Origin of the sequence: Mycolicibacter kumamotonensis (genome assembly GCF_002086285.1) — a bacterium.
Lineage (GTDB): Bacteria > Actinomycetota > Actinomycetes > Mycobacteriales > Mycobacteriaceae > Mycobacterium > Mycobacterium kumamotonense.
The window spans coordinates 14910-30647 of record NZ_MVHU01000042.1 but is presented as its reverse complement, the minus strand read 5'-3'; the positions used below and the strand labels follow the sequence as shown (position 1 = coordinate 30647).

Below are 15738 nucleotides of genomic sequence, written 5' to 3'. Positions count from 1 at the left end.
GGCGCCGAAGGCATGGCAAAAAACAACAACAAACAAAAACCACCAAACACACTATTGAGTTCTCAAACAACACGCCCCACCCGGACGCGCAGTCAATCCGCGGCTAAAAGCCGCGCATCGGCCGTGCGGACAAGTGAAACGCCCCCGGAATCGCTTTGTGAATCTCTTGGATTCCGCGGGCTTGTCGCGCTTACCCGGTCTGGCCTGGTCGCGGCGACGTACACTAAGTTACGCGAGGTGAAACTGGGAGTCAAATCCGCTGCTAGCAGACGTTTTTCGGCCCTTCAAGATCAACTTCGGATGCCGCCGGCGCCCAGCAAACCCCTCGCTGGACCCTCGCTAGACCCTCTCGATGCCGGCCACGTTGCGCTTGCCGCGGCGCAACACCAACCACCGTCCGTGCAGAAAGTCATCGGGCTGCGGCGCCCATTCCTCACTGTCCACCCGGACGTTGTTCACCGACACACCCCCCTCGCCGATCGTGCGGCGAGCCGCACCCCGGCTCGCCGACAGCCCGGTGGCCACCAGCAGATCGACGATGCCGTCGGCGGCGCCGGGCCCCAGCTGTGCCACCGGCGTCTCCTTCAGGGCCGCGGCCAGCGTCGATTCGTCCAGCCGGGACAGCTCACCCCGGCCGAACAGCGCCTGACTTGCCAGCTCGACGGCCTCGGTGGCCGCCGCACCGTGCACCAGGGTGGTGAACTCTCGGGCCAGCCGGCGTTGGGCGGCGCGCTCGTGCGGACGCTCGGCCGTCACCTGCTCCAGTTCTGCCAGCTCGTCGGCGGACAAGAAGGTGAACCAGCGCAGGTAGCGGATCACATCGGCGTCGGCGGTGTTGAAGAAGTACTGGTACCAGGCATACGGGCTGGTCATCTCGGGATCCAGCCACAGGCTGCCGCCGCCGGTGGACTTACCGAACTTGGTACCGTCGGCGGCCGTCACCAGCGGGACGGTCAGCGCGTGCACGGTCGCGCCCAGCTTCTGGCGCACCAGCCGGACGCCGGCGATGATGTTGCCCCACTGATCGGAGCCGCCGATCTGCAGCGAGCAGCCGTGCCGCCGGTGCAGCTCCACATAGTCGTTGGCCTGCAGCAGCATGTAACTGAATTCGGTGTAGGAGATGCCCTCGGAATCCAACCGGCGCCGGATGGTGTCGCGGTCCAGCATCACGTTGACCGAGAAGTGCTTGCCCACATCCCGGAGGAACTCCAGCACGGACAACGACGCCGTCCACTCCAGGTTGTTGACCACCAACGCGCCGGTGGCGCTGTCATCGAAGTCGACGAAGCGCTCCAGCTGTCCGCGGATCCGCTCGGACCACTCGGCCACGGTGTCGGCGCTGTTGAGGGAGCGTTCGCCGGTTTCGCGGGGATCACCGATCAGACCGGTCGCACCACCGGCCAGCACGATCGGCCGGTGTCCGGCCCGCTGGAAGCGCCGCAGCGCCAGCAACGGCACCAGGTTTCCGGCGTGCAGGCTGGGCGCGGTCGGGTCGAATCCGGCATAGACGGTCATCGGCCCCCGCGTCACCTCGGCGGTCAGGGCGTCGAGGTCGGTGGATTGGGCGATCAGCCCGCGCCAGGCCAGCTCGTCGAGAATGCCCGCGGGTGCAGTACTCATGGGTTCGATCTTCCCGGTTGATGTTCGGCCGGCGTCAGTCAGGCTCGGTCAAGGTGGGCACGGCTCTTGTCTGCAGGGGTGACCGCCGCGCACAATTTATGGGCATCTCATGAATCACTCACGTTATTCGGAGTTTTGTCGCACCCGAGGAGGGGCGTATGCCGCGATCGAGAGCCGCCGCAGCCACTGTGACGACGTCCCTGGCGGCCGCCGCCATGGCGATGCTGATGATGGCACCGCGCGCGGTTGGCGAGTCGGCCCCGTCGCAGCTCCTGCAACCGGTGATCGACCAACTGCTCGAGGCGCAGCAACAGATCACCGACACCAACACCGGCTTTCCCTTCATCACCCCGGCCGACCTGTCCACGCTGGGCGAGTATCAGCGGATGTTGGCGGGCACGATGTTCGCATCATCGCTCAACATGCTGGCCAGAAACGAGTTCCACGACGTGGTCATGCCCTGGGCGCCGTACCCGTGGTCTGCCAATGTTGCTGACCCGCAACCGTTTTTGACCTACAACAATCCGGACAATTTCTACAGCTCCCTGCCGGTCGACCCGGACAAGACCTACGTGATCACGGTGCACCCCGCACCGGGCACCCAGGACGTGACGTTCCTGGCCAACTCGGGCAACGGCGTGACGACCGACTTCGAGCCGCTCGCGGCCGGCGTCGACCTGGCGAACGCCACACCCAACGCGGACGGCAGCTACACCATCGTGCTGAGCTCCACCGCGCCGACGGGCGTATCGGCCGGCAACTGGGTCGACATCGCCGGGGCCGACACGGTTGTCGTCCGAGACACCCTCGGCGACTGGGGCCAGATACACAACAGCTTCTCCATCGAGGAGCAGGGCGCCTCTGGGGCGCTGACCTTCCCGCTGCTCTCAGACGACCAGATCCTGTCGATGCTGGGCACCATCGCCGCGAACCTCCCCAGGGAGAATCTGTCCGGCAGTTACCTGGGACAGTTCCAGGGCGTCGACACCGTCCCGGTCAACACGTTCTCCGACATCGCGCCCACCACCGAGCACATACCGGGCCCGTTGCTGTCGAATCAGCTGACGAGCTTGGGCCACTTCTCACTGGCGCCCGACCAGGCGCTCATCGTGCAGGTGCCGCAGATCGACGCGGCGTACTCGAGCATCATGGTCGCCAACGCCTGGGGGCAAACCGCTCCGTTTGCGACCACGTTCGGCAGCCTCAACAACACCCAGACCGTCCATGACTCCGACGGCTTCACCTACTACGTCATCAGCGCCAAAGACCCCGGTGTCGCCAACTGGGTCGACAACTCCGGTATCACCCACGGGGGTGTCTGGCTGCGGTGGCAGAACATCACCGGCTCCTTTCCCAGCATCCCGGTGCGGACCGAGGTCGTCGACGTCGCCGACGTCAAGAACGAGATCGGCAATCTTCTGCCGGCTGACACCCCGCTCGTCTCCGCCGCGGAACGCGCCGCCGACCTACAGGAACGGCTATTCGAGTACGGCTACGCGCACGATCAGAGCCACGGCATCGCCTGGGTGGGAGCCAACCTGATGTACGACCAGGTCAAGGCGGCGATGGGCGCCGAGCAGTTCACCGCGATCTTCGGAGGTCAAACCGATGTGCCCTCGGTCCTGGACCGGCTGACTCCGGAGTTCAGCCCCAACCTGGCCACCCTCGCGCACGACATCCTGACCAATCCCGACGGCAGCCTCTCGGCGCTCATCAACAATGTGCCCCTAGCGATCAAAGACATCGAGTTGCCGGTCATTCTGCTGGTCGAGCGGCTCCAGGTACTCGCCGGGCATACCACCGAGGCGATCCAGACCGCGGTGTCGTCCGGCGACCTCCCGCAGCTGTGGACGGCGCTCGACACGGCGGCGCAGGGGCTCGGATCGATCTTCGACCTGACGCTGACGGACCCGGCCACCAGCATCACCGCCGGATTCCTCAACGCCCGCGACGACCTTGCCGTCGCTGTGATGAACGCACCCGGCGGCTTCGCGCCACTGAGCGAGTCCGCCCCGCTGTGGGATTCACTGGCCGCGCTCAATGAAGCGCTGATCCACACGCTGGCCCATTCCGCCGCCGGCATCGCGCTGCTGGATCCGGTCGATATTGCGGCGCTGGATCTACTGCCCTGAGCAGCGGCCCGCCGGATCAGTCGCTGGCGCCGGGCGCCGGCGCCCGTGGGCTGCGTCGGTAGGCCGATACCTCGGGTCGGCCGGGCACCCACAACCGCCACGGCCGGTCGGCGGCCTGGCTGACCCCCACCCGCGGGCCGGCCTGCGCGGCCAGTCGCGCACCGAGTCGCAGCCGCACCGGGCTGCCGGCGTCGAACAGGTCGATCCCGTTGTCTTCCATAGTGATTCCCAGTGCGGAACAGAGATTCCCCGGCCCGCGAGCCAACCCGGTACTGGGCACCGCCTCGCCGCGACGGGATCGGGCCGTAGCCGACCCCCCGTCGATGGCCGCCGCCCGCAGCAGCACCGCGGCGGCCGTCCCGTCCGGGCCGCAGGCCACGTTGGCGCAGACGTGCATGCCGTAGCTGCGGTAGGTGTAGAGCCGGCCGGGCGGTCCGAACATCACCGTATTGCGCCCGGTGGGCCCGCGATAGGAATGCGCCGCCGCGTCCGGCCAGGGGCCGTCGGGCACTCCGCCGTAGGCCTCCACTTCGACGATCGTCGCGCGGACCCCGCGGGCCTCGAGCGTGGCGCCGAGCAGCAGGTGGGCGGCCGCGAGCGGATCCACCGCAAGCTCGGCAGCACTCACGGCGCAGATTCTGCCGGACCCTTGACAACGCGCCGCGACCGGGCGAATATTCATCACATGATGATTTCATCGCATGATGAATTATCCCGGCCTCGCGGTGCCCCGGCGGTAGACATCGCGCACCTCCGGGTGATCCGGGGCAAGCGACCGGTGCTGCACGATCTGTCGGTGCGAATCGCCCCCGGCGCCATCACCGGCCTGCTCGGGCCGTCGGGCTGCGGCAAGACCACCCTGATGCGCTGCATCGTCGGCACCCAGGTCATCACCGCCGGCAGCGTCGACGTGCTGGGCAGCCCGGCTGGCTCGCCCCAGCTGCGTCACCGGGTGGGTTACATGCCCCAGCAGCCGACGATCTATGACGACCTGCGGGTGATCGACAACGTGCGGTACTTCGCGGCGCTGGCGGGCGTCGACACCCAGGCCGCCGACGAGGCGATCGACGCGGTGGATCTGTGGGACCACCGCGGTGACCACTGCGCCAACCTGTCCGGCGGTCAGCGTGCTCGGGTCTCGCTGGCCTGCGCACTGGTCGGGCGGCCGGACCTGTTGGTCCTCGACGAACCGACGATCGGCCTGGACCCGGTGCTGCGCGCAGACCTCTGGCACCAGTTTCAGGCCCTGGCCCGACGCGGCACGACGCTGCTGGTGTCCAGCCATGTGATGGATGAGGCCGAGCACTGCGGCGATCTGCTGCTGATGCGTGAGGGCCGGCTGCTGGCGCGCACCTCACCGAGACGACTGCGAGAGGAGACCGGATGTACGTCCATGGAGGAAGCGTTCCTGTCCGTCATCCGGCGCAGCACCGCGCCCCGAGCCGGCTGAGCGCGACGCTGCAGCTGCGGCCTTTCCTGGCGACCACCCAGCGGATCCTGCGGCAACTGGCCGGTGACCACCGCAGCGTCGCGATGGTCCTGCTGGTGCCCAGCCTGGTCATCACGCTGATGTATTTCATGCTGGCCGACACCGCGCACCCGCCCGGTACGCCATCACCGTTCCAAGTAGCCTGCCTGATCCTGCTGGGACTGTTCCCGTTGTTCCTGATGTTCGTCATCACCGCGATCACGATGCAGCGGGAACGCGCGTCGGGAACGCTGGAGCGCATCTTGACCACCCCGCTGCGCCGGCTCGATCTACTGGCCGCCTACGGGACGGCGTTCTCGATCGCGGCGGCCGCCCAGGCCAGCCTGGCATGCGTGGTCGCGTTCTGGTTACTGGGTTTCGAGACCGTGGGCAGCCCGGCGTGGGTATTCGTGATCGCGATCGTCAACGCGGTGCTCGGCGTCGGTCTGGGCCTGCTGTGCAGCGCCTTCGCCCGCACAGAATTCCAAGCCGTGCAGTTCATTCCGCTGGTCATGGTGCCGCAGCTGCTGCTGGCCGGGATCATCGTGCCGCGCGCGGCCATGCCCGAGTGGCTGCAATGGATCAGCAACGCGCTACCGGCCAGCTATGCACTCGAAGCACTTCAGCAGGTGGGCACCCATCTGGAACTGACCGGCGTCGCGGTGCGCGACATCATCATCGTGCTGTTGTTCGCGGTCGGCGCCTTGGGCCTGGCGGCGGCGACGCTGCGACGGCAGACGGCGTGATGTCGGCCGAGCCCACCGGCGGCCGGAGGCCGGGCCGCCCCTCCGGCGCCTCCGGGAGCCGGGACAGAATTCTGGCATCCGCGCGGGAGCTGTTCGCCCGCAACGGATTCGCAAACACATCGATGCGGGCGGTGGCCTCCGGCGCGGGCGTCGACGCTGCGCTGGTGCACCACTACTTCGGAACCAAACAGCAGCTGTTCGCTGCGGCCACCGAGCTGCCGGTCGATCCGATGGTCGTGCTCGGGCCGCTGCGGGAAACGCCTGTCGATCAGCTCGGCCGCGCCCTTCCGGAGCTGCTGCTGCCGCTGTGGGATTCGCAGAGCGGTACCGGGTTGATCGCGGCGATGCGCTCGATGCTCACCGGAACCGAAGTGCCCCTGGCTCGTTCGTTCTTCCGCGACATCGTCGTCGCAGAACTGTCCCAACGCATCGACGAACCGGACGGAACCGGCGTGCTGCGCGCCGAATTCGCCGCGAGCCAGCTGATGGGCATCGTCGTCGCCCGCTATATCGTCGGCCTGGAACCGCTGGCCTCGATGCCCGGCGAGCAGATCGTCGACATGATCGCCCCGACGCTGCAGCGCTATCTCACCGGGGATCTGCCGGAGGGGCCTGCGCGATGAGGTGGGCGTGCTCGTCGTCGCCGATGGTGGCGGCTTCGTCGACCAGCAGCACCGGAATGCCGTCCTCGATGCGGTAGGCGCGGCGCAGACGCGGGTTGTAGAGCACCCACGCGCCGGGTTGCCCGGAGCGCTCCGCCAACACCAGTCGGCCGCGGTCGGCCGGGCAGACCAGAATGGCCAGCAGATCAGCGTCGATCACCGGTGGCCCCCGGCCAGTTCGGCGCGCACCGCGGCGGTCAGCCGTTTGAATTGCTGGCTGGAGGCATCGAAGTACCAGGCGTTGCGTCCGGCCTTGGGCAACCCGGTCTCGCGCAGCGCACCCAGCGTCGGGCGGTAGACGGCGCTCAGCGGCAGATCCGGCACGACGTGGATGACATCGGGCCCCGCACCCACGGGCATCTCGGCCACCGCCTCACTGAGGTCCGCGGCGGTGACCGTCGCACCGGGGCGCACCGTCACCGCCGACACGACGAGGTCCGCGGCGTCCGGCGAGGCGCCCGGCACCCGATAGGTCACCGCCAGATCGATGCCGTTGACGGTGCCTAGCGCGTCGGTGATCACCACCGGATAAGCCATTCCCCGCTCGGTGTGGATGCTCGACCCGCGCCCGCCGGCCAGCCAGTAGTCGCCGTCGGCGTCGCGGCGGAACAGGTATTCGGTGGAGATCCAGGTGTCGGCCGGGGCGAACACCCCCCGCTTGACCGAGGCCGACGGGTCGATCGGGCCGCGCGGTTTGGCCAGCAGCACCCCGACCTCGTCGGTCTCGGCGACCCGCACAAAGCCGCGTTCGTCTTCCAGGATCAGGTCGTGTTCGGGGTCGTAGGCGGCCAACTCCACCTCCACCGCGCCGGGCAGCGGGCGGCCCTTACTGCCGACCTTGGCCCCCGAGACGTTGGCCAGCACGGCCTGACCGTCGGTGGTCGCGAAGAACTCGACGACGTGGGCGGGCGCGAACGCCTCGGTGACCCGGTTCCACAGCCCGACCGGCATACCGGAGCCGATGAACAGCCGCACCGGGTGGTTGCCCTGCAGCACGAAGTTCGGGTCGTCGATGACCTCGCGCAGCATCGCCCAGGTGTAGGACACCACGCTGACCCCGTACTGGCGTACCTCGGCGACGAACCGGTCGGGGTTCAGGCCGCGCGACAACGCGATGCGCGCCCCGCCCACCACGGCGCCGCCGAGGCTGACCAGCAAGCCGGACTCGTGGTGCAGCGGCGTCAGGCAGTACAGCGTGTCGTTGGCTCCCAGCGCGGCCGTCGAGGCGGTGCCGAACGCCGAGAGCGCCCAGCGGTAGTTGGTGATCTGCTTGGCCACCAGCTCGCCTGCCACGGTGCTGAAGGCGATGAATGCCAGATCGCGGGCGAATCCCGGGTTGGGCCGGTACCAGCCGGGCAGCTCGACGGCGTCGGGGTCGATCTGCTCCATGTCGACGACGTCGGCGTCGCCGGGCAGGCCCAGATCGCGCGCTTCACCACCGCCGAGCACCAGCACCTTGCAGTCCAGTTCCCGGGAAGCCGCGATGGCGTTGTCCAAATTGCCCGGGCCGCTGATGATCTCGGAGACTCCGCCGAGGCGCGCGGCCGCGACCAGATCCCCGTCGGGCGGCATCAGCACGGCGACCGCTCCCAGTCGAGACAGCGCCGCGATCGCAACCATGGCGCTGGGGCGGGTGGCCATCAGCACACCGACGTGGACGCCTTGGCGCACCCCGACGTCGATCAGCCCGCGCACCACGTTGTCGATACGCCGGTTGACAGCCTCATAGGTGTGCACCCGCCCGTCGAACAGCAGGAATTCGCCGTTCGGGGAGTCGGCCGCCTGCTCGTCGATGATGCGGCCCAACGAGATTCGGGTGTGGTCGTTGATCTGCCCCAACCGGGCCAAGCGGGGCAGGGTGCGCGCGGTCTCGACCGCCATGGTGCGCATCGACTTCTGCGCCGCCACCATGGCGTCGGCGGCACCGCGCGCCAGCGTGATCGCGACACCGGAAGCCTCCCCCAGCCCGTGCGCGATCCGCGACGTCATCGCGACACCGCCCTTGGTGCGTTCGGCGGCGGTCTGATCGGCCATCAGCGCCACACCGGTGGGCTGCGGGCCCTGGCCCTCCTGCCACAGCACCCAGTCGGCGACGGTCGGCCAGGTCAGCTCGGCGGCCTTGGACCCCACCACCAGACCGAAATGCCCGGCCCGCAAGAGATATTCGAAAACCTTCGCATTCGGAGCGGCACGACGGATGCCGCGCACCGCGACCGGCTGGCCGATATCGTCGACCTCGCCGACGAACGCCAGCACCGGGCAGGTGATGTCGGTCAGCGTCACCAGTTGCCCGTTGATCGCGAAGCCGCCGGTCATCATGCGGTTGTGTGCGATGAACTGCTTGAGCAGTTCGGAGATCGCCGGGCCCGACCAGGCGATCCAGCCCTCCGATTCCAGGAATCGCCGTTGCGCCTCCCGCGGCAGCAGGGCCTCCCGGTCGTGCAGCTGGCGCAGGAAGTCCATCCGCGCCTTGGCCGTCTTGAGCGGGTCCATCATCTGGAAGCCCAAGCGCGCCTGCCATCCCGAGATGTCCAGCCGGTTGAAGACATGGTCGGCCATGAAGGCCGCCACGCCGGAAGCGATGTTGGGCGGCACGCCCATCGGCAGCGCGGCCAGGGTGTCCACCGGGGAGCCGAACGCGATGATGGACGCGATGCTCTTCGAATGGCGGTACGCCCCGGCCTGATAGGCGAACATGCCGCCCTGGGAGTAGCCGGCCAGGTGCACGTCGCGTCCGGTCGTCTCCGCGACGGTGTCGATCGCCTGGCTGAGCCCGACGATGTGGTCGGCCAGGTTGCGGCGCATGCCGCCCTCGACCTCATCGGGCGAGCCGAAGTCGATCACCCAGGGATCCACCCCGGCGCCGTGCAGGATGCCGACCGCTCCGTCCTCGCGGGTGACGTCCCACATGTTCGCCGACATCATCATCGGGTGCACCAGCAGCACCGGCGGGCCGGGCTGCGGCTGGCCGGGCCGGTTGTCCGGCGGGAAGTAGCGCCGCAGCTTGTACATCGGGGTGCTCTCGACGATCTGGAACGGCGACGGCACGGTGCCGGTCTCCAGCCCGCCCCAGCGCAGCACCTCCAGGCCGTTCTGCGCGGTGGCCATCAGCCACTCGACCGGCCGGGTGATGGCCGACAGATTCAGATCCACGCTGCTCCCCTACGTCGCGCCCGATCGTCAATGACGTGCATATTCTGGCACATCAGGACGGTCGGCCCGGCTCGTTCAGCCGTCGCCATCGGGCAGGCAGTAGCGTTCTGTCAGTGGCACACCTGCTCGGAGCCGAGGCCCTTCACCTGCAGTACCCCACCGGTGTGGTGCTCGACTCAGTCACCCTCGGGGTCAATGACGGCGCCCGCATCGGCATCGTGGGCCGCAACGGCGACGGCAAATCCTCGCTGCTGCGACTGCTGGCCGGTTCCTTGACGCCGGACTCCGGCCGGGTCACCCGCCGCACCGGTTTGCGGGTCGGTTTGCTGGATCAGGCCGACATCCTCGACTCCGACCGCACCCTGGGGGCCACGCTGGTCGGCGACCAGGCCGACCACGAGTGGGCGTCCAACCCGCGCATTCGTGATGTGGTCGACGGTCTGGCCTCCGACCTGATCGCTCGGGGGGCCTGGGACGCGCCCGTCGCGGAGTTGTCCGGCGGGCAGCGCCGGCGGGTGCAGCTGGCCGCGCTGCTGATCGGCGACTGGGATGTGATCGCGCTCGACGAACCCACCAACCACCTCGACGTGGAGGGGATCACCTGGCTGGCGGGCCACCTGCAGCAGCGCTGGGCCCGCAACACCGGCGGGCTGCTGGTGGTCACCCACGACCGCTGGTTTCTCGACGAGGTGGCCACCACCACCTGGGAGGTACACGACCGCATCGTGGAACCGTTCCAGGGCGGCTACGCGGCCTATGTGCTGCAGCGGGTGGAGCGCGACCGGATGGCCGCGGCCAGTGAGGCCAAGCGGCAGAACGTATTACGCAAGGAATTGGCCTGGCTGCGTCGTGGCGCGCCGGCGCGTACCTCCAAGCCGAAGTTCCGCATCGAGGCGGCCAACGCGCTGATCGCCGACGTTCCGCCGCTGCGCAACGAGGTCGAGTTGGTGAAGCTGGCGACGGCGCGGCTGGGCAAGGACGTCATCGACCTGCTCGATGTCTCGGTCTCCTTCGACGGCCGGGAGGTGTTGCGCGACATCGAATGGCGCATCGGTCCCGGTGAGCGCACCGGTATCGTCGGCGCCAACGGCGCTGGAAAGTCCACCCTGCTCGGGCTGATCGCCGGCACGGTGGTACCCGACACCGGCCGGGTCAAACGCGGCAAGACGGTCCGGCTGGGCATGCTCGATCAGCAATCCGGGGAGCTGGCCTCGCTTGCCGGGGACCGGGTGGCCGACGTGCTGGGCCGGCTGCGCAACGACTATCAGGTCGACGGCCGGGAGATGACCCCGGCTCAACTACTGGAGCGGCTCGGGTTCGGCCGCGCGCAGTTGTCGGCTCGGGTCGGCGAGCTCTCCGGCGGGCAGCGCCGCCGGCTGCAGTTGATGCTGACCCTGCTGGCCGAGCCGAACGTACTGGTGCTCGACGAGCCGACCAACGACGTCGACACCGACATGCTCACCGCCACCGAAGACCTGCTGGACTCCTGGCCGGGCACGCTGATCGTCGTCTCCCACGACCGGTATCTGCTGGAGCGGGTCACCGATCAGCAGTACGCGATCCTGGACGGCCGGCTGCGGCATCTGCCGGGCGGTGTCGACGAGTACCTGCGGCTGGCCGCCGACGCGCGCCGCGCACCGGCGTCGCGGCCGGCTGCCGGTGCCGAGCCGGCCGGTGCGTTGTCGGGGGCGGAATTACGTGCCGCGCAGAAGGATCTCAGTGCCGTCGAGCGCCGGCTGGCTCGGCTGGCGAAGCAGATCGATGCCAAGCATCACGAACTGGCCGCGCATGACCAGTCCGATCACGTGGGCCTGGCGGAGCTCACCCGGCAGCTGCGCGCTTTGGAGGACGAGGTGGCCGAGCAGGAGGGCCGCTGGCTGGAGCTTTCGGAGATCGTCGAATAGCACGTCACGCCGGCGGCCGTGACCGGCCTCTGCTCAGCGCCGCTCGAAATGCTGGTAGTCCACCGGCGACTTCCAATTGCCGCCCCAGCGCCAGCCCGCATCGGTGAAGACCCGCACCGCCGGGTCCCCGGGGTGCAGCAGGCCCGGCTCGATGCGGTGGCGGTTCAGATAGACCGCGGCGTTCTTGGGCTCGAATCCGCCCCGGCTGACCGAGGGGTTCAGCAGTGGGTTGATGTCGATGGCCCGGCCGTAGGCGTGCAGCGCCCAGTTCCCGGAACCCGGAATCCGCCGGCAGTTGAACGCCGACGTGTTGTTGTCCTCCATCGACAGTTCATCGTCGCCGCCCCGGTAGTGCGTGACCGACCGCATCTTCTCTATCGGGTATGCCAGCCGGTAAAGCCCCTCGAATATCGCGATGACCTGCGGGACCAGCTCCTGATGCACGATCAGCTCGCCGCGGTGCGGTTGGGCGTCGAAGCCGAGGTGGGTCACGGTGACACGCCGCAGTTGCGCCGGGGCGACCGGGCAGCCGGCGTGCCAGGTGGGGCCGAGGTCCGCGGCCGTGACGGCGGTGACGACGGCGGGTGCCGGTCGAGCGTCGGTGGACGAGGTCGGTGCCGGGACCAAGGTCAGTGACGGCCCGGGCGGGGCGCCGGTGCACTGCGGCAACAGCCCGCAGATCGCGATCGCCATCGCCAGGCGCCACGTTTTCGGGTTGGTTCGCCATCCGTTGATCCGCCCACGCTAGCGCACAGCGAGATCGGTTCTTGCGAAACAGGGTTAAGGCGCGGCGAACGCGGCTATCCGTCATAGCGTCCTGAGCGGAAGGAGGGATCATGAAGATCAGTGGGATGACGAAGAAGGCCGTGGCAGCGGTGGCCCTCGCGGCGATCCCGGTGACCGTCGCGCCGACCGCAACGGCGGCCTACCCGATCGTCGGCAAGCTCGGCAGCACGTTGCAGGCCACCGACACCGTGGGCCAGGTTGTGTACTCGTGGCGGGTCGCCGATCTCAAGCCCAGCAGCGACACCATGCCGGGATACCCGGTGGCGGGCAAGGTCTGGGAGTCCACCGCGACGGTGAACGCGATTCGGGGCAGCGTGACACCGGCGATCTCGCAGTTCAACGCCGTCGCTCCGGATCGGGCCGCCTACCGGGTGCTGTGGCAGGTCGCCGCGCCCAAGGCCATCAGCGGTGCGACCATCCCGCAGGGCCAGCAGGCGAGCGGGAAGATCTACTTCGACGTCACCGGCCCGCCGCCGACCACGGTGACGATGAACAACGGCATGGAAGATCTGATGATCTGGGGCCCGTAGCGGCCGAAGCGCGGGGAACGCTCAGCCGTTGACCCAGTGCCGCTGCCGCGCAGCGCGTTGCACAAGGCCGGCCAGCTGTTCGGCGACCCGCTGCGGTGCGGTGCCCCCGCGGGCGTCGCGGGATGCCACCGAGCCTTCGACGGTGAGCACCTCGCGCACCTGCGGGGTCAGGTCGGGACTGATGTCGGCCAGTTCGGCGTCGGTGAGCTCGTCGAGGCCGACGCCGCGCTGCTCGGCGGCCTGCACCGCCGCGCCCGCCGCCTCGTGCGCGATGCGGAATGGAACACCTTGGCGCACCAGCCATTCGGCGATGTCGGTGGCGAGCGTGTAGCCGGCCGGCGCCAGCGCGGCCATCCGTTCGGTGTCGAAGTGCAGGGTGCCGACCAGCCCGGCCATCGCCGGCAGCAGCAGCTCCAGCTGGGCCGCCGAATCGAACACCGGCTCCTTGTCCTCTTGCAGGTCCCGGTTGTAGGCCAGCGGTTGGCCTTTCAGTGTCGCCAGCAGTCCGCTCAGATTGCCGATCAGCCGGCCGGACTTGCCGCGGGCCAGTTCGGCGATGTCGGGGTTCTTCTTCTGCGGCATGATCGAGCTGCCGGTCGACCAGGAGTCGTGCAGCACCGCGTAGCCGAACTCCGTCGAGCTCCACAAGATGATGTCCTCGGCCAGCCGGGACAGGTCGACGGCGATCATCGCGAACACGAACGCGGCCTCGGCGGCGAAGTCACGGGCGGCGGTGGCGTCGATCGAATTGTCGGCAGCCGCGGCAAAGCCGAGTTCGGCGGCGATCGCGTCCGGGTTCAGGCCCAGCGACGAGCCGGCCAGCGCGCCGGACCCGTACGGCGACACCGCGGCCCGGGAGTCCAAGTCGATGATGCGGTCCACGTCGCGCAGCAGCGGGTGGGCGTGGGCCAGTAGGTGGTGGGCCAGCAGCACCGGCTGGGCGGACTGCATGTGCGTCTTGCCCGGCATGATGGCGCTCGGGTGGGCGGCCGCCTGCTGGGCCAACGCGTCGACCACGTCGAGCACGCCGGCGGCCACGCGACGAACCGTGTCGCGTAGCCACATCCGGAACAGCGTCGCCACCTGATCGTTTCGTGACCGCCCGGCCCGCAGCCGGCCACCCAGATCGGCTCCCACGCGGTCGATCAGGCCGCGTTCCAGCGCCCCGTGCACGTCCTCGTCGGTGACCAGCGGCCCGAAGCTGCCGTCGGCGACGTCCGCGCCGAGGCTGTCCAGGCCGGCCAGCAGGCCGTCGCGCTGGTCGTCGGTGAGCAGCCCGGCGCCGTGCAGCACCTTGGCGTGCGCCTTGGACGCGGCGATGTCGTAGGGGGCCAGCACCCAGTCGAAGTGGGTGGATTTGCTCAGCGCGGCTAGTGCGTCCGAGGGGCCTTCGGCGAACCGCCCGCCCCACAGTGACCCCTCGTTGGTGCTCACGGCGCGGTCGCCATCTTCCGGCGAGCAGACACAGAATCGCACTGGCGGGGGCTCCCGCATGCGATTCTGTGTCTGGTCGCGAGCAGGGGGCTCACGAGTTCAGGTCCCGGCGGGCGGAGATCTTCGAGCTCAGCCCGTGGATCTCGACGAACCCACGCGCGGCGCTCTGGTCGAAGGTGTCGCCCTCGTCGTAGGTGGCCAGGTTGAAGTCGTACAGCGACTCCGCGCTGCGGCGGCCGTTGACCGCGATGTGGCCGCCGTGCAACACCAGCCGCACCTCACCGGTGACGTGCTGCTGGGTGTGGGCGACGAAGGACTCCAGGGCCGACTTCAGCGGCGAGTACCACAGACCGTCGTACACCAGCTCGGCCCACTTCTGGTCGGTGTGCCGCTTGAACCGGCCGAGCTCGCGCTCCAAGGTGACGTGCTCGAGCTCGGTGTGCGCGGTGATCAGCACCATCGCGCCGGGCGCCTCGTAGATCTCGCGGCTCTTGATGCCCACCAGCCGGTCCTCGACCACGTCGAGCCGTCCCACGCCCTGGGCGCCGGCCCGCCGGTTGAGCTCGACGATGGCCTCCAGCACCGACACTTCCCGTCCGTCGACGGAGACCGGAACCCCGCGCTCGAAGCCGATGATCACCTCGTCGGGTGTGTTCCAGTTGACCGTCGGGTCCTCGGTGTAGTCGTAGACGTCCTTGGTCGGCGCGTTCCACAGGTGCTCCAGGAACCCGGTCTCCACCGCGCGGCCCCACACGTTCTGGTCGATGGAGAACGGCGAGCGCTTGGTGACGTTGATCGGGATGTCGTTCTGCTCGGCGAACGCGATCGCCTTCTCCCGGGTCCACGCGTAGTCGCGGACCGGGGCCAGCACCTTGAGATCCGGTGCCAGCGAGGCGAATCCGACCTCGAAGCGAACCTGGTCGTTGCCCTTGCCGGTGCAGCCGTGCGCGACGGTGCCGCCGCCGTGTTCCCGCGCCGCGGCCACCAGGTGCTTGACGATCAGCGGCCGGCTGATCGCCGAGACCAGCGGGTAGCGGTCCATGTAGAGCGCATTGGACTGAATGGTGGGCAGGCAGTAGCCCTCGGCGAACTCATCGCGGGCGTCGACCACGACGGCTTCGACGGCCCCGCAGTCCAGGGCCCGCTGGCGCACCACCTCCATGTCCTCGCCGCCCTGGCCGAGGTCGATGGCCACGGCGACGACTTCGCGCCCGGTCTCCTTGCCGATCCAGCTGATCGCCACCGAGGTGTCCAGGCCACCGGAATACGCCAGGATGACGCGTTCGGACATCGACTTCTCCTT

General features: G+C 68.8%; 13 protein-coding genes. 6 read left to right on the top strand and 7 right to left on the bottom strand.

The annotated features are described in order from the left end of the window. Positions 1-339: 339 nt before the first annotated feature. The gene (gene tyrS / locus BST28_RS20325; protein ID WP_019739157.1) at positions 340-1620 is read right to left on the bottom strand and encodes a tyrosine--tRNA ligase; all 1281 of its coding nucleotides are present in this window, start codon (positions 1618-1620) and stop codon (positions 340-342) included. Positions 1621-1778: 158 nt separating this feature from the next. Between tyrS and BST28_RS25165 the strand changes: the two genes are divergently transcribed. Then, a complete protein-coding gene (locus BST28_RS25165; protein WP_083082649.1) occupies positions 1779-3752 on the top strand; it encodes a DUF1214 domain-containing protein in 1974 nt (657 codons plus the stop codon). Positions 3753-3768: 16 nt separating this feature from the next. Here the strand turns inward: BST28_RS25165 and BST28_RS20315 are convergent, their stop codons facing one another. Further along, a complete protein-coding gene (locus tag BST28_RS20315; RefSeq protein ID WP_109510946.1) occupies positions 3769-4380 on the bottom strand; it encodes a DNA-3-methyladenine glycosylase in 612 nt (203 codons plus the stop codon). Positions 4381-4437: 57 nt separating this feature from the next. Here BST28_RS20315 and BST28_RS20310 point away from each other — a divergent pair, with 57 nt between their 5' ends. From BST28_RS20310 to BST28_RS20300, 3 genes are read left to right on the top strand one after another with little or no spacing between them, the layout of a single operon-like run. Continuing rightward, the gene (locus tag BST28_RS20310; RefSeq protein ID WP_065288693.1) at positions 4438-5202 is read left to right on the top strand and encodes an ABC transporter ATP-binding protein; all 765 of its coding nucleotides are present in this window, start codon (positions 4438-4440) and stop codon (positions 5200-5202) included. Beyond that, complete coding sequence (locus BST28_RS20305) at positions 5136-5966, top strand: ABC transporter permease (RefSeq protein ID WP_083082648.1); 831 nt, start codon at positions 5136-5138, stop codon at positions 5964-5966. The genes BST28_RS20310 and BST28_RS20305 overlap by 67 nt, the downstream gene beginning before the upstream one ends. After that, on the top strand, positions 5966-6589 hold the full coding sequence (locus BST28_RS20300; protein ID WP_019735265.1) for a TetR/AcrR family transcriptional regulator: 624 nt from the start codon (positions 5966-5968) through the stop codon (positions 6587-6589). Before BST28_RS20305 ends, BST28_RS20300 begins: the two co-directional genes overlap by 1 nt. On the opposite strand, the gene BST28_RS20295 is transcribed toward BST28_RS20300, so the two are convergent. Then, complete coding sequence (locus tag BST28_RS20295) at positions 6555-6788, bottom strand: Trm112 family protein (RefSeq protein ID WP_019735266.1); 234 nt, start codon at positions 6786-6788, stop codon at positions 6555-6557. The genes BST28_RS20300 and BST28_RS20295 overlap by 35 nt on opposite strands. After that, complete coding sequence (locus BST28_RS20290; protein WP_083082647.1) at positions 6785-9781, bottom strand: acyl-CoA synthetase; 2997 nt, start codon at positions 9779-9781, stop codon at positions 6785-6787. The genes BST28_RS20295 and BST28_RS20290 overlap by 4 nt, the downstream gene beginning before the upstream one ends. Before the next feature lie 113 nt (positions 9782-9894). On the opposite strand from BST28_RS20290, the gene BST28_RS20285 reads away from it, so the two are divergent. Then, complete coding sequence (locus BST28_RS20285) at positions 9895-11685, top strand: ABC-F family ATP-binding cassette domain-containing protein (protein WP_083082645.1); 1791 nt, start codon at positions 9895-9897, stop codon at positions 11683-11685. 33 nt (positions 11686-11718) lie between these two features. On the opposite strand, the gene BST28_RS20280 is transcribed toward BST28_RS20285, so the two are convergent. Further along, positions 11719-12378 (bottom strand): M15 family metallopeptidase, encoded by a 660-nt coding sequence (locus BST28_RS20280; RefSeq protein ID WP_083082642.1) that lies wholly within the window; start codon positions 12376-12378, stop codon positions 11719-11721. 143 nt (positions 12379-12521) lie between these two features. Here BST28_RS20280 and BST28_RS20275 point away from each other — a divergent pair, with 143 nt between their 5' ends. After that, on the top strand, positions 12522-13001 hold the full coding sequence (locus BST28_RS20275; RefSeq protein ID WP_019735766.1) for an MPT63 family protein: 480 nt from the start codon (positions 12522-12524) through the stop codon (positions 12999-13001). A 21-nt stretch (positions 13002-13022) separates the two neighbouring features. On the opposite strand, the gene argH is transcribed toward BST28_RS20275, so the two are convergent. Then, complete coding sequence (gene argH / locus BST28_RS20270; protein ID WP_083082651.1) at positions 13023-14435, bottom strand: argininosuccinate lyase; 1413 nt, start codon at positions 14433-14435, stop codon at positions 13023-13025. A 91-nt stretch (positions 14436-14526) separates the two neighbouring features. Continuing rightward, complete coding sequence (locus BST28_RS20265) at positions 14527-15726, bottom strand: argininosuccinate synthase (RefSeq protein ID WP_065288701.1); 1200 nt, start codon at positions 15724-15726, stop codon at positions 14527-14529. Positions 15727-15738: the final 12 nt, after the last annotated feature.